Here is a 14440-nt window from a genome sequence, read left to right as displayed (position 1 = left end):
CTCCACTGTCGTCATGAGCTGCTCGCTCCGTTCGCTGCGGCGGGCAGATCGACGATCATGGTCAATCCTCCGCCCGGTGTCGGTTCGGCGTGCACGGTGCCGCCCATCGCCTCGACGAAACCGCGCACCACCGACAGGCCGAGGCCGACCCCGGTGGTGTTGTCCCGGTCGCCGAGCCGTTGGAACGGTTCGAACAGTTGCTCTTCGGCACCCGGCGGGACGCCGGGGCCGGTGTCCACCACCGCGATGGACACCCGGTCGCCCTCGCGTTCCGCGGTGACGCGTACCGGCGGGGGATGGTAGTCGCCGGAACCGGCCGGTTGGGTGAAGGCCATGTCGCGGGTGGCGTGGCGCAGTGCGTTGTCGATCAGGTTGGCCACCACACGTTCGAGCAACCCGCTGTCGGCACACACGGACACGTCGCCGACCTCCACCTTCACCCGGTCCATCGCCGCGCGCCGCAAGCCGCGCGCGCCCATCCCGACACTCACCAGCGCCCGGTGCACCACCTCGTCCATGTACACCTGCCGCAGTTGCGGTTTCACCACGCCCACGGCGAGCCTGGAGGAGTCGAGCAGATTGCCGACCAGCGCGGTCAGCTGGTCCACCGATTCCTCGATGGTCTCCAGTAGTTCGCTGGTGTCCTCCGCGGAGAACTCGATATCGTCGCTGCGCAGGCTGGACACGGCCGCCTTCGCCCCGGCCAGCGGCGTGCGCAGATCGTGGCTCACCGCGGACAGCAGCGCGCGGCGCAGGCGGTCCGCCTCGAGCAGGGCCGCCGCGGCGCTCGCCTCCTCCGCGAGCCGGGACTGGCGCACCAGCCCGGCCGCCTGATTGGCGACGGCGTTGAGCACCGGGCGGTCACCCGCGGCCAGCGGCCGACCGGCGAGCAAGAGCAGGCTCGTCGCGTCGCCCGCCTGGATGGTGGTGTCGGCGTCCGTCGCACGCTGCGGCGGGTCCGCCCCCACTGCGGCGACCACCTGTTCGCCGCACAGCATGCTCACCGCCCGCTGCCCGTAGGTCTCGCGCACCTGCTCCAGCAGGTTGGGCAGGTCCGCGCCGTGCAGCACGGCACCGGCGAACATCGTGAGCAGCTCGGCTTCCTGCGAGGCGCGTCGCGCCTGCAACGTCTGTTTGGCGGCTACGTCGACCAGCGCCGCCACCGCCACCGCGACGAACAGCAGCACCACCACGGTGACGAAGTTGTCCGGCTCGGAGATGGTCAGGCTGTAGCGCGGGTCGGCGAAGAACCAGTTCAGCAGCAGGCCGGACAGCAGCGCCGAAAACGCCGCGGGCACAACACCACCCAGCAGCGCGACCGCGACGACGCCGATGAAGAACACCGCGCTGAGCCCGCCGAGTTGCAGGAAGCCGTCGAGGAACACGATGCCGATCCCGCACACCGCCATCGGCACGAGCACCGCCGCCAGCCAGGCCCGGATCGGCTGGCGCGGCATGAACGAGGACCGGCGCAGTCCGCGGTGCGCCTCCTCGTGGGTGACCATGTGCACGTCGATCTTTCCCGACTGCTGCACCACCGTGGAGCCGATGCCTTCGTCGAGCATCCGCGCCCACCGGGAACGGCGCGAGGTGCCGAGCACCAGCTGCGTCGCGTTCACCTCGCGCGCGAACTCCAGCAGTGCGCCCGGCACGTCGTCACCGGTGACGGTGTGCAGCGAGGCGTCCAGACTCGCGGCCAGTTCCCGCAGCCGCGCCAGCCGCGCGGTGGACACCCCCGCCAGCCCGTCGCCCCGAACCACGTGCACCAGAACGAGTTCCGCGCTGGCCTTGCTCGCGATGCGGCTGGCCCGGCGCACCACGGTCTCCGATTCGGGGCCGCCGGTCACCGCGACGACCACGCGCTCGCGGGCCTCCCAGAGTTCGGTGATCTTGTGGTCCGCCCGGTATTTGGCCAGCGCGGCGTCGACCTGATCGGCCAGCCATAGCAGCGCCAATTCCCTTAGCGCGGTGAGGTTTCCGGGGCGGAAGTAGTTGCGCAGCGCGGCGTCCACCTTGTCGGCGGCGTACACGTTGCCGTGGGAGAGCCTGCGCCGCAGCGCTTCCGGCGTGAGATCGACCAGTTCGACCTGATCGGCGCCGCGCACCACCGCGTCCGGCACGGTCTCCTTCTGCTGGATCCCGGTGATCTGCTCGACCACGTCGTTGAGGCTCTCCAGGTGCTGCACATTGACCGTCGAGATCACGTCGATGCCCGCGTCCAGCAGTTCTTCGACGTCCTGCCAACGCTTTTCGTGTTTGCTGCCCGGCGCGTTGGTGTGCGCGAGCTCGTCGACCAGCGCCACCGTGGGCCGCCGCCGCAGCACCGCCTCGACATCGAGTTCCGGCAGTTCGGCGCCGCGATAGCGCACCGTCCGCGTCGGAATCCGTTCGATGCCCTCCAGCAACGCCGCGGTCTTGGCCCGGCCGTGCGTCTCGACCACCGCCGCCACCACGTCGCGGCCGCGCTCGAGCCGCCGGTGGGCCTCGCCGAGCATGGCGTAGGTCTTACCGACTCCCGGCGCGGCGCCGAGGTAGATGCGCAGTTGGCCGCGTTTCACCTGTCCATCATCGCGTGCCGCGATCCCGGAACCGAGTACCCCTCGGACGAATCGGCGTGCTGCGCCCGATCCTCACGCATCCAGCGGCCCCGGCTCCGCGCCGTGCAGGCTCCTGACCCGCTCGCCGTCCCCGGATACGTCCATTTCCTCGCCCTGGCTCCGGAGCGCGCGAATGAGCAGCGCGCAGCACACGAACCCGACGAGCAGGGCCACGGTGACAGCCGACATGACGATCCTTTCTCCGACCGATCGAGACAACCGGTTGCGCTGGAGAGATCCGCCTGGCCGGGCCTTCCATTACTACCCGCACCTGCGCGGATGAGAGCGATCTTTACGGCGTGTTGACGGTATCGCCGCGGCTTTTGACGGCATCCTTTCAAGGATCCTGGGCCGGGGTGTAAACGAAGCGCAAAGGCAATGGTTCCACCCGCAAAAGAGTCGTAAGGAACCTCGGCAGGACCCGGAACGAAGACTTGACTCGCCCTGGTGCGCTCGACAACACGAGCGCTGATGGAGGTTGGTTAGACATGTCTGTCGTGGTGTTCACGGTGCTGACCGTGGCGATCTTCGCGCTGCTGGGCCTGATCCAGCGGGGGGTGGAAAAGCTGTGATCGCGAACCTGATCGGTTTGGTTCTCGCCATCGCGGTGGCCATCTACATGATCGCCGCGCTGCTTTTCCCCGAGAGGTTCTAGGTGAACACGACAACAGCGGGGATCGCGTTCGTCGCCTCCCTGATCATCGCGCTCGCCCTGGTGCATGTGCCGCTCGGCGACTACATGTTCCGGGTCTACAACGGCCGCAAACATTCCCGTGCGGAACGGGTGATCTACAAGGCCATCGGCGCGCAACCCGAGGTGGAGCAGACCTGGGGCGTCTACGCCCGTAGCGTGCTGGCCTTCTCCGCGGTCGGCATCCTCTTCCTTTTCTTCTTCCAGTTGTTGCAGGGCAAACTGCCGCTGCACCTGAACGACCCGGCCACCGAGATGACGCCGGCGTTGGCCTGGAACACCGCGGTCAGTTTCGTGACGAACACGAACTGGCAGAACTACTCCGGTGAGTCGACCCAGGGACACCTGGTGCAGATGGCCGGGCTCGCGGTGCAGAACTTCGTCTCCGCCGCCGTCGGCATGGCCGTCGCGGTCGCGCTGGTGCGCGGCTTCGCCCGCAGGCACACCGGCGACCTGGGCAACTTCTGGGTCGATCTCGTCCGCGGCACCCTGCGCATCCTGCTGCCGATCGCGTTCGTGTTCGCCATCGTGCTGGTCGCCGGCGGCGCGATCCAGAACTTCCACCTGCACGATCAGGTCGCGCAGACGCTGAACGGCACCGCGCAGACCATTCCCGGCGGCCCGGTGGCCAGCCAGGAGGTGATCAAGGAACTCGGCACCAACGGCGGCGGCTTCTACAACGCCAACTCCTCGCACCCGTTCGAGAACCCGACCACCTGGACCAACTGGGTGGAGATCTTCCTGATCCTGATGATCAGCTTCTCGCTGCCGCGCACCTTCGGGCGCATGGTCGGCAGCAAGAAGCAGGGCTACGCCATCGTCGCCGTGATGGGCGCCATCGCGCTGGTCAGCACGGTGTTGCAGAACGTCTTCCAGCTCGCGCACCACGGCACGGTGCCGACCGCGATCGGCGCGTCCCTGGAGGGCGTCGAAACCCGTTTCGGCGTGGCCGATTCCGCGACCTTCGCGTCCGCGACGACGCTCACCTCGACCGGCGCGGTCGACTCGTTCCACGACTCCTACACCAGCCTCGGCGGCATGATGACGATGTTCAACATGCAGCTCGGCGAAGTAGCGCCGGGCGGAACGGGTTCCGGGCTCTACGGCATGCTGATCCTCGCGGTGATCACCGTTTTCGTCGCGGGCCTGATGGTCGGGCGGACACCGGAGTACCTCGGCAAGAAGATCACGCCACGCGAGATCAAGCTCGCCGCTTCGTATTTCCTGGTGAGCCCGTTGATCGTGCTGGTGGGCACCGCGCTTGCGATGGCCATGCCCGGACAACGCGCGAGCATGCTGAATTCCGGACCACACGGACTCTCGGAAGTGCTGTACGCCTTCACTTCCGCGGCCAACAACAACGGCTCGGCCTTCGCCGGCCTGTCCGGCAACACCGAGTGGTACAACACCGCGCTGGGCCTGGCAATGGTATTCGGCCGGTTCCTGCCCATCATCTTCGTGCTCGCGCTGGCCGGTTCGCTGGCCCAGCAGGGCAGCACACCCGAGTCGATCGGCACGCTGCCGACGCACCGGCCGCAATTCGTCGGCATGGTCGTCGGCGTGACCGTGATCCTGGTCGCGCTCACCTTCCTGCCCGCCCTCGCGCTCGGGCCGCTCGCTGAAGGGATTCACCAATGACAACAGCATCGCAACGCGATTCCGCGGGCGGCCGGGCGGCGGGTGGGTCCACTCCTGCTACTGAAGTCGCCGAAGTACCGGACGAATTCAACGAGTCGAAGAAGCGACTCGAACACAACGCCGGCCGGGTGCCGCGCGGCGCGCTCGATCCGAAGATGCTGCTGACCTCGCTGCCGGACGCGGTGCGCAAACTCGATCCGCGCACCATGTGGCGCAATCCGGTGATGTTCATCGTCGAGCTCGGCGCCGTCTGGTCCACCGTGCTGGCGATCGCCGACCCCAGCTTCTTTGCCTGGACGATCGTCGTATGGCTCTGGCTCACCGTGATTTTCGCGAATCTGGCCGAAGCGGTCGCCGAAGGGCGCGGCAAGGCCCAGGCCGACACGTTGCGAAAAGCCAAGACCGACACCGTGGCCCGGCGACTGGTCGACTGGACGCCGGGCGGCCCGGTCGTCGAGGAAGGCGTCGCGGCGCCGCAGTTGCAGCGCGGCGACCACGTCGTGGTCGAGGCCGGTCAGGTCGTCCCCGGCGACGGCGATGTCGTGGAAGGCATCGCCTCGGTGGACGAATCGGCGATCACCGGCGAATCCGCGCCGGTCATCCGGGAATCCGGCGGCGACCGCTCGGCGGTCACCGGCGGCACCACGGTGCTGTCCGACCGGATCGTCGTCAAGATCACCCAGGAGCCCGGCAAGAGCTTCATCGACAAGATGATCGCTCTGGTCGAGGGTGCGAGCAGGCAGAAGACGCCGAACGAGATCGCGCTGAACATCCTGCTCGCCTCGCTCACCGTCATCTTCGTGTTCGCGGTGGTCACGTTGCAGCCGCTGGCGATCTTCTCGAAGGCGAACAACCCCGGCGTGCCGGACACGACGGCGCTGGACGTCAACGGAATCACCGGCATCGTGCTGGTGTCGCTGCTGGTGTGCCTCATTCCGACCACCATCGGCGCGCTGCTGTCCGCCATCGGCATCGCGGGCATGGACCGGCTCGTCCAGCGCAACGTGCTGGCCATGTCCGGCCGCGCGGTCGAGGCCGCGGGCGATGTGAACACGCTGCTGCTGGACAAGACCGGCACCATCACCCTCGGCAATCGCCAAGCCTCGGATTTCGTTCCGATGCCCGGTATTTCGCCCGACGAACTGGCCGACGCGGCGCAGCTGTCCAGCCTCGCCGACGAAACCCCGAAGGCCGTTCCATCGTCGTGTACGCGAAGCAGGCGTTCGGCAAGCGCGAGCGCACACCGGGTGAGCTGAAAGGCGCCGCCTGGGTGGAATTCACCGCGCAGACCCGGATGTCGGGCGTCGACCTCACCGGCGGGCACCAGTTGCGCAAGGGCGCCGCGAGCGCGGTGATCGAATGGGTGCGCGCCCAGGGCGGCGTCGTGCCCACCGATGTCGGCGTGACCGTGGACGGCGTCTCCGCCTCCGGCGGGACCCCGCTGGTGGTCGGCGAGCTGAAGGACGGCACCGCCCGGCTGCTCGGCGTGATCCATCTCAAGGACGTCGTCAAGCAGGGCATGCGCGAGCGGTTCGACGAAATGCGCCGGATGGGCATTCGCACCGTCATGATCACCGGCGACAATCCGTTGACCGCCAAGGCGATCGCCGACGAAGCGGGGGTCGACGACTTCCTCGCCGAGGCGACGCCGGAGGACAAGCTGGCGTTGATCAAGAAGGAACAGGACGGCGGCCGGCTGGTCGCGATGACCGGCGACGGCACCAACGACGCGCCCGCGCTCGCCCAGGCCGACGTCGGCGTCGCGATGAACACCGGTACCTCGGCCGCCAAAGAAGCGGGCAACATGGTCGATCTGGACTCCGACCCGACCAAGCTCATCGAGATCGTCGAGATCGGCAAACAGCTGCTCATCACCCGCGGGGCGCTGACCACCTTCTCGATCGCCAACGACATCGCCAAGTACTTCGCGATCCTGCCCGCGCTGTTCATCGCGCTGTTCCCCGGCCTGGACAAGCTCAACATCATGCGACTGGCCAGCCCGCAGTCGGCGATCCTGTCCGCGGTGATCTTCAACGCGATCGTCATCGTGGCGCTGATCCCGCTCTCGCTGCGCGGGGTGAACTACACGCCGAGCAACGCGTCGAAGTTGTTGAGCCGCAATCTGACGATCTACGGCCTCGGCGGCATCATCGCGCCGTTCATCGGCATCAAACTCATCGACCTCGTCGTCCAACTCCTCCCCGGGATGTCCTGACATGCGTACTTCGACTTGGATCCGGCAGCACGTGGCCGCACTGCGCGCGCTGCTGGTGCTCACCGCGATCACCGGAATCGCCTATCCCCTGGTGGTTTTCGCCGTGGCTCAACTACCGGGCCTGCACGACAAGGCGGACGGGTCGCTGGTGCAGTCCGGCGACACCGTGGTGGGCTCCAGCCTGATCGGCCAGTCGTTCACCGACAGCGACGGCAACGCGCTGGTGCAGTACTTCCAGAGCAGGCCGTCCGCGGCCGGGACCAACGGGTACGACCCGATGGCCACCGCCGCGTCCAACCTCGGCCCGGAAAGCATCGTGGACACCCTCGCCGCCGATCCGGCCGAGACCAAGCTGAGCCTGCTGTCCACCGTCTGCGCCCGCAGCAAGGCGATCGCCGACCGTGAGGGGGTCGACGGCGCCCGGCCGTTCTGCACGAAGACCGGTGTAGGCGCGGTGCTCTCGGTGATCGGGCCGCGCGACGGCCGCGGCGAGGTGACCCATCCCGCTCGGGTCGTGAGCGTCAACGAGGCGTGCCCGGCGACGCCGTTCCTGTCCGCCTACAAGGGCGTTCAGGTCGAGTGCGCCCAGCCCGGCGAGGACTATGCGGCGGGCCGGATCGTGCCGATCTTCGGCGACGCCTCGGTCGACACCCCGGTGCCCTCCGACGCGGTCACCGCGAGCGGCAGCGGCCTGGACCCGCATATCTCGCCGCGGTACGCCGACCTCCAGATCGCCCGAGTCGCCAAGGCGCGCAATATCTCCGAGGATCAGCTTCGTCAGGTGGTGCACGCGCACACCGACGGTCGCACGCTGGGCTTCCTCGGCGAACCACGGGTCAATGTGGTCGAATTGAACCTCGACCTCGACCAGCGGTACCCGTTCCGCGGCTAGCGGCACGAAAGTACGAGGGCCGGTGGCAATCACGTCACCGGCCCTTGTCGTGTCCGGCCACTCCCGTGGCCCTGCACCGCTGCCCGCTTCAGGCCTGTTCGGGACCGAGCGGCAGCAGCGGGGCGCGAGCGGTCAGACAGAACGGGTGACCGGCCGGGTCGAGCAGGACCCGCCACAGGTCGGGGCCGGGCTGGACCTCAGCGAGCCGCGCGCCCAACCGGATCGCCCCCGCCTGCGCGTCGTCCAGATCGTCCACCCGCAGATCGAGGTGGATGTGCATGGGTGTGTCCCCGTCCGGCCAGGTCGGCGGCCGGTAGCCGGGCACCCGCAGCGCGCACAGGGACCCGCGCTCGGTGTGCACCACCGCCAGATCATCTGCCCGATAAACAATCTCGCCGCCGAGCAGCGCCGCCCAGAACTCGGCCAGCGCCTCCTTGTCGGCACAGTGCATAGTGATCAAACTCAACTGAGCGATAGGCACCGTGCCATCGTAGGCGCGGCCGAGCATGATTTCGGGCATGCCGATGGTGATCAGCGGTATTCGGGGTTCTCGAAATCGAAGCGGCAGCCGGCGTCCCACTCCGAACGCTGGTTGCCGTGGGCGGGGATGCCGTTGGCGTCCTTGAGCATTCGGGCGAGGTGCAGCAGATTCCAGGTCATGAAGGTGGTGTTGCGGTTGGTGAAATCGTTGTCGGGGCCGCCGGAGCCGGGATCGAGATAGGACGGGCCGGGACCCGCTTCGCCGATCCAGCCCGCGTCGGCCTGCGGCGGGATGGTGTAACCGAGATGCTGCAGGCTGTAGAGGATGTTCATCGCGCAGTGCTTGACCCCGTCCTCGTTGCCGGTGATGAGGCAACCGCCCACGCGGCCGTAGTACGCGTACTGGCCGTGCTGGTTGAGGATCGACGAATTGGCGTAGAGCCGTTCGATGACCTGTTTGGTGACGGAACTGTTGTCGCCCAACCAGATCGGGCCCGCCAGCACCAGGATGTCGGCGTCCATCACCTGCTGCTGCAGCGCGGGCCATTCGTCGGTGGGCCAGCCGTGCTCGGTCATGTCGGGCCAGACGCCGAAGGCGATGTCGTGATCGACCGCCCGGATCTGGGAGACCTGCACGCCGTTCTTCGCCATGATGCGGGCACTGACATCGATCAGGCCCTGGGTGTTGCTCACCTCCGGCGATCGTTTCAGAGTGCAGTTGATGAACAAGGCGCGCAGGTCGTCGTAAGTGGTCACGGAGTGCTCCTTTGTGTCGTGGTGTCGCGCCGACGGCGCCGATCTACGAGTTTCGCCGCCCCGGCGGCGCCCACCAGCACCCAGACCAGTACCACCGCGGCCATGAGGCCGAGGGGATAGTTCCGGTCCAGCACCGTGGGGTTGTCCGGCATGGCGTGACCGCGGTCGAGCACGGGCGCGGCGATCGCCAGCAGCGCCACCGTACAGACCGCACCGCACGCGGCCGGGCCCCACCAGACGCCCGGCAGGAACCGGCGAGCGGTGATCCCGGCCGCGGCGCACAGCGGCGCGAAAACCGCGTCGTGCAGCAGGATTCCACCCGCGAACCACAGGGCGATCGAGATCAGGTCCGCTTGCGGGAAGTCGAGCAGCAACGTGATCCCGTACCAACCGAGCCAGCCGCCCGCCACCAGCAACAACAGCCGAACCGCGGTCATGATCGGGCCTCGATCGTCGAAAGCCATTTCGTCTGCAGCACTCCGGGCCGGCTGGGCGCGATGAGGCGGCACGGGTAGCCGTGGTCGAGGTCGAGCGTCGCACCGTTCAACGCCAGCGCCACCAGCGTGTCCGCGTCGACGGCATGTCGTTGCGGCAGTGTCGAACTCGCATAGATGCCATTGGTCTCCAGCGATCGGAAAATTACGTCACCACCGGGGTAGGTGCCCACCGCGGCGAGCAGATCACGCAGGCGCACACCGGACCAGTCGGCGGTGGCACTCCAGCCTTCGACACAGGCGATCGGCAGCCTGGCCTGTGTCTGCGGCATGGCCAGCAGTTCGTCCCTGGTGAAGCCGCGTTGCCGGTCCCCGACCTGGACAATCAAGCGATAGTCCGCTGCCCGCGCCAGCTCGCCGACACCGGCGGCCGCGGCGGTCCTGTTGACCGGAAGTCCCTGCGGCCCTTCGCCGCTACGCGGTGCGAGCACAGCGGCCCAGCGCAGGAACGGAACAGTCTGACCGGCCATCGCCAAGGTGGCCGCGCCCGCGGAAACCCAAGCCGCGGTCAACACCGTCCGTCGCGAAACATGGCGCACGCCTGCGCCATCCGCAGACTCGCGGACCGTGGGCTCCGTATCGATCGGACGGCTCAAAGCCTCCCGGATCACCGGCAGCTTCACCGCGAGATGCACCGCCAGCGCACCCACCGCGACGAAGGCCATCGCGTAATGCGCGGTGGGAAAGAAGAACTTCCACGGGTAGTACTGCGCGATGTTCAACAATCCGGTCGACAGCTCGAACACCATCGCGCCGACCAGCAGCGCGATCGATCCGCGCTCCAGCATGCGCAGCGGCGAGCCGAGCACCGGACGCTCGAACAGTTTCGGGTACACGGCCCAAAGTTTCACCAGCAGTAGCGGAATCGCGGCGACACCCGTAACGACGTGCAGGCCTTGCGTCAACCGGTACAACCACACCGGGTGGGCGGGCCACCAGAACCAGCTCGGCGGATGCTGAATCCAGTGGCTCAGCAGGCCGGTCACGAAACAGACCAGGATCGCCGCACCGAGCGCGATGCCCACCCGGCTGGCCACCTCCGGGCCGCGGGCACCGGACACCCGGTACCACCGATCGTCCGATCCGCCGGTGCGCTCGGCGGGTTCGCGCACAGTCATCGGACACCGCCTCGGCAGGCCGACTCGGTCCGCACCCAACTCATCACGCGACCTCCGATGCCCCGGAGCGAGCCGGTCGTGCGCGCACCACGGCGCTAGAAGCCCGGCGGCTGCGCAACCATGCGATGTGCCTGCCGCCCACTTCCACTGTGTCGACCACCCGAAACCCGGTGTTGTGCGCGAGATCCGCCGCATGGTCGATGCTCACCGTGGCCCACGGGAACCAGCACCCCACATGCGTGCGCGACTCGACGCGGAGCTGCCGGGTGACCGAACCTGTACCCGGACGGCCGAACTCTACGACTGCGACACCGCTGGGCATGAGCAGGGACGCGGTACGCCGCAGGATGCGCTCCGGGTCGCCGCCGATCCCGATATTGCCGTCGGCGAGCAGCGCGTAGGCCCAGCGCCCCGCGCCGGGCAGCGGACCGAAGAGGTCACGCCGCAGCGCGGGCGCACCGCGAAACCTGGTGATGGCCACCGCGGTCGGGGAGATGTCCACCCCCAGCGCGAGCACGCCGCGCCGAAGTAGCGCCGCCACCAACCGGCCGGGCCCGCAGCCGAGATCCACCGTCGGCCCATCACAGCATTCGGTCAGCGCCAGGTCCGCACGGCGGTCGGTGCCGGACAGCCCCAGCCACCGCTGCATCGGCAGGCGATGCCGCACACCGTCCGCATCACGGATCCAACATTTCTCACCCGCCAACGCGCGGTCGAACACGTCCAACTCGATCCCGCTCACGATCGCACCAACCCGCGTTCACACAGCCGGTGGATCTCTCCGGCGAATCGGCCGCGCGAAGCCGCGGCGACCCGTTGCGCATCGGCGAAGGTATCGACATCGCTGAACTGCTGCAGCGAGGTCACCGCATACCCACACTGCTGCAACGCCTTTCGGGTCAGCTCACCGGTGCGATCGGTGGACATCGGAACGTGCTCGAGCACTCGAGCAGGCTGTGGCGACGGTAATCCGAGTCCCCACCAGCCACCGTCCTCGGCCGGACCGAGCAGCGCGCCGTCACCCGCGACGAGCGCACGCGCTGCGGCGGTCAAGATCTCCGGGCCGATCTGCGGCGTGTCCATCCCGATCTGGAATACCGGCGCGCCGAAACGCGCGGCATCGGCGTGCGCGTTCGCCAGGCGCGCACCGAAACCCTCGCCACGTTGCGGGACAACCTCGAATAGCTCGAACGCTCTTGCCAATTCGCCACCGCACTCGGCCGCCGACAGATCGCCGGTGAACGCGACGACGCGATGCGCGACCTCGCTGCGCAGCACCGCGTCGAGGGTGTCCAGCAGTGCGGCGGCGGCCACCGTGGCCGCTTCGCGCGGGGTCAACGGCGGCGAGAGCCGGGTTTTGGCGAAACCCGCGATCGGCGCCTTCGCGATCACCAGCAGCGTCGCCGGACAGCAGCTCATCGCAGCACCGCCAGGAAATCCTTGGTGGCACGCAGGGTTCCGAGCCACGAGCCCGACACCTTCGACACCCCGCCCGCGCGCGGCCGGTAGGCGATATCCCGCTCCTCCACCCGCCAACCGGCGCTCGCCGCGCCGACCAGCAGTTCGAGGGGGTAACCGGACCGCTGGTGCAAGGGTCCGAGCGACAGCATTCCGGCCCGCCGTGCCACCCGCATCGCGGCGATATCGTGCACGGGCAGACCGTATTTGCGCCGCAGCCGGCGCGCGACGAGCAGATTGCCGAGCCGGGCGTGCCAGGGCCAGACCCCGGCGTGTGTCGGCCGCCGCCGGCCGACCGCGAGATCAGCTCCGCCACGCACCAATTCGACGAGGCCGGGCAGTTCGGCCGGATCCATCGAGCCGTCGCCGTCGAGTACCGCGACCAGCTCGGTGCGGGCCGCCGCGATGCCCGCCTGCACGGCCGCGCCGTAGCCCGGTCTGGCCTCGTGCACCACCGTGGCGCCGCGGCTGCGCGCGACGGCGCCGGTGCCGTCGGTGGAGCCGTTGTCCACCACGAGGGCGTGGTATCCGGCGGGTAGCGCGCCGAGCACATCGGGCAACGCATCAGCTTCGTCCCGGCACGGAATCACGACGGTCACTCCGGCAGGATCAACCTGGGTTCGAGTCACGCTGCCGACGCTAGGCCGTCGCGGCCGCGAAACGGCCCGAAAACCTGTGACGAAACAGTGACATCGTCAGAAAAACGGCCGGGATCTGCATAGACGGCTCGATTACCGCCCTATCGTGATAACCGTGCCCGACACCTCTGTCCTCGATCCCCCGCGGCGGGCCCGGCTCCGTGGCGACCTGGTGGGCGCGGGCAGCGCCGCCGTGCTCGTGACGGCGGCCTTCGTCGTACCGCGAATCGCCAGCGAATCATGGCGCAGCAAGCTGTACGCCGGTGCCGCACCGCTCTTCGGCAACTGGCTACCGCACGCGGGCTGGGGCACCGTGCCGGCCATCGCGCTCGCGATTGCCGTTGTCGCACAGGGCCCGACGCTCGCGCGCCGGTTGTCCTGGCGTCCGTTGCTGGCCGTCTCGTGGGCCGCCGCGCTGGGCTGGGCCTTCGCGCTCGCCATGGTCGACGGCTGGCAACGTGGTTTCGCCGGTCGGCTCACCGATCCCAACGAGTACCTGCACGAGGTAGGCGGCGTCACCGACATCGGCGCGATGCTGCGCGGATTCGCCGACCGCATCCTCGATTTCGAGCCGGACTCGTGGACCACGCACGTGTCGGGGCATCCACCGGGTGCGCTGCTCTTCTTCGTCTTGCTCGACCGCATCGGCCTCGGCGGCGGCGCGTGGGCGGGCGTGGCCTGCCTGCTGATCGGCACCAGCGCGGTGCTCGCCGTCGCGGTCGCGCTGCGGGCGCTCGGAGCCGAGGATCGAGCGCGGGCCGCGCTGCCGTTCCTGGTGCTCGCGCCCGCCGCGCTGTGGATCGCGGTCTCCGCGGACGCGATGTTCGCCGGTGTCACGGCCTGGGCCGTCGCATTACTGGCGATCGCGGCGCGGCCCGGCGGCAAGACCGGCGCCGCGATCGCCGCGGGCGTTCTCTTCGCGCTCGGCATCTATCTCAGCTACGGCTTGGTACTGATGGCGTTTCCGGCCGTGGCCGTGCTGATCGCGGCCCGGACCGCGCGCCCGCTGCTGCCCGCACTGGCCGGTGCGCTGCTGGTCGTGGCCGCGTTCACCCTGGCCGGTTTCTGGTGGCTGGACGGCTACCACCTGGTGGTGCAGCGCTACTACCAGGGCATAGCCAGTGAGCGGTCCTACGCGTACTGGTGGTGGGGCAACCTGGCCGCGACGGTGTGCGCGGTGGGCCTCGCTACCGCCGCGGGCCTGTCCCGCGCGCTGTCGCCGCGCACGCTGCGTGCCCTCGATCCGACGGCGCTGCTGGTCGCCGCGGCGCTGTGCGCGATACTCGCGGCAGACCTCAGTGGACTGAGCAAAGCGGAAACCGAGCGGATCTGGCTGCCGTTCGATATCTGGTTGCTCGCCGCGACCGCTTTTCTGCCGCGCGCCGCCGCCCGGCCCTGGCTCGCGCTGCAAGCCGCCGCGACCCTGCTGCTGGTCCACACGATCCTGACGAACTGGTGAGAGC

The 14440-nt window shown here is 68.7% G+C and carries 14 protein-coding genes and 1 pseudogene; 6 read left to right on the top strand and 9 right to left on the bottom strand.

Annotated elements, in window-relative coordinates; translation table 11 throughout:
- Positions 1-11: 11 nt before the first annotated feature.
- The gene (locus NBRGI_RS04775) at positions 12-2558 is read right to left on the bottom strand and encodes a sensor histidine kinase (protein WP_051727503.1); all 2547 of its coding nucleotides are present in this window, start codon (positions 2556-2558) and stop codon (positions 12-14) included.
- Positions 2559-2630: 72 nt separating this feature from the next.
- Positions 2631-2786, bottom strand: a complete 156-nt coding sequence (locus tag NBRGI_RS47985) for a hypothetical protein (protein WP_158439777.1) — start codon at positions 2784-2786, stop codon at positions 2631-2633.
- 245 nt (positions 2787-3031) lie between these two features.
- Here NBRGI_RS47985 and NBRGI_RS48940 point away from each other — a divergent pair, with 245 nt between their 5' ends.
- The 5 genes and pseudogenes from NBRGI_RS48940 (at position 3032) to NBRGI_RS04750 (ending at position 8033) form a co-directional block, all read left to right on the top strand.
- Positions 3032-3169, top strand: a complete 138-nt coding sequence (locus NBRGI_RS48940) for a hypothetical protein (RefSeq protein WP_226887555.1) — start codon at positions 3032-3034, stop codon at positions 3167-3169.
- On the top strand, positions 3166-3252 hold the full coding sequence (locus tag NBRGI_RS49830) for a potassium-transporting ATPase subunit F (protein WP_226887541.1): 87 nt from the start codon (positions 3166-3168) through the stop codon (positions 3250-3252). Before NBRGI_RS48940 ends, NBRGI_RS49830 begins: the two co-directional genes overlap by 4 nt.
- Entirely contained in the window at positions 3253-4926 is a 1674-nt protein-coding gene (gene kdpA / locus NBRGI_RS04760; protein ID WP_029893025.1) for a potassium-transporting ATPase subunit KdpA, read from the top strand.
- A gap of 155 nt (positions 4927-5081) precedes the next feature.
- Positions 5082-7141 (top strand): annotated as a pseudogene (kdpB, locus tag NBRGI_RS43400) (potassium-transporting ATPase subunit KdpB).
- A gap of 1 nt (position 7142) precedes the next feature.
- A complete protein-coding gene (locus NBRGI_RS04750) occupies positions 7143-8033 on the top strand; it encodes a potassium-transporting ATPase subunit C (RefSeq protein ID WP_029893024.1) in 891 nt (296 codons plus the stop codon).
- A gap of 88 nt (positions 8034-8121) precedes the next feature.
- Here NBRGI_RS04750 and NBRGI_RS04745 read toward each other — a convergent pair whose 3' ends face one another.
- The 7 genes from NBRGI_RS04745 to NBRGI_RS04715 are packed head-to-tail and all read right to left on the bottom strand — an operon-like array spanning position 8122 to position 12968.
- Positions 8122-8514, bottom strand: a complete 393-nt coding sequence (locus tag NBRGI_RS04745; protein WP_235210853.1) for a VOC family protein — start codon at positions 8512-8514, stop codon at positions 8122-8124.
- 50 nt (positions 8515-8564) lie between these two features.
- Positions 8565-9269 (bottom strand): flavodoxin family protein, encoded by a 705-nt coding sequence (locus NBRGI_RS04740; RefSeq protein ID WP_029893022.1) that lies wholly within the window; start codon positions 9267-9269, stop codon positions 8565-8567.
- A complete protein-coding gene (locus NBRGI_RS04735; protein ID WP_235210852.1) occupies positions 9266-9706 on the bottom strand; it encodes a hypothetical protein in 441 nt (146 codons plus the stop codon). Before NBRGI_RS04735 ends, NBRGI_RS04740 begins: the two co-directional genes overlap by 4 nt.
- Entirely contained in the window at positions 9703-10881 is a 1179-nt protein-coding gene (locus NBRGI_RS04730; RefSeq protein ID WP_029893020.1) for a molybdopterin-dependent oxidoreductase, read from the bottom strand. Before NBRGI_RS04730 ends, NBRGI_RS04735 begins: the two co-directional genes overlap by 4 nt.
- A 43-nt stretch (positions 10882-10924) precedes the next feature.
- Positions 10925-11623 (bottom strand): class I SAM-dependent methyltransferase, encoded by a 699-nt coding sequence (locus NBRGI_RS04725; RefSeq protein ID WP_029893019.1) that lies wholly within the window; start codon positions 11621-11623, stop codon positions 10925-10927.
- The gene (locus tag NBRGI_RS04720; protein ID WP_029893018.1) at positions 11620-12300 is read right to left on the bottom strand and encodes a TIGR04282 family arsenosugar biosynthesis glycosyltransferase; all 681 of its coding nucleotides are present in this window, start codon (positions 12298-12300) and stop codon (positions 11620-11622) included. The genes NBRGI_RS04725 and NBRGI_RS04720 overlap by 4 nt, the downstream gene beginning before the upstream one ends.
- A complete protein-coding gene (locus NBRGI_RS04715; protein WP_036557490.1) occupies positions 12297-12968 on the bottom strand; it encodes a glycosyltransferase family 2 protein in 672 nt (223 codons plus the stop codon). Before NBRGI_RS04715 ends, NBRGI_RS04720 begins: the two co-directional genes overlap by 4 nt.
- 124 nt (positions 12969-13092) lie before the next feature.
- Here NBRGI_RS04715 and NBRGI_RS04710 point away from each other — a divergent pair, with 124 nt between their 5' ends.
- Entirely contained in the window at positions 13093-14436 is a 1344-nt protein-coding gene (locus NBRGI_RS04710) for a hypothetical protein (RefSeq protein WP_148310695.1), read from the top strand.
- Positions 14437-14440: the final 4 nt, after the last annotated feature.

Origin of the sequence: Nocardia brasiliensis IFM 10847 (genome assembly GCF_000710915.1) — a bacterium.
GTDB classification, from domain to species: Bacteria; Actinomycetota; Actinomycetes; order Mycobacteriales; family Mycobacteriaceae; genus Nocardia; species Nocardia brasiliensis_A.
Note: the sequence above shows the minus strand (reverse complement) of the source record. Positions and strands in the feature narration are given on the sequence as shown.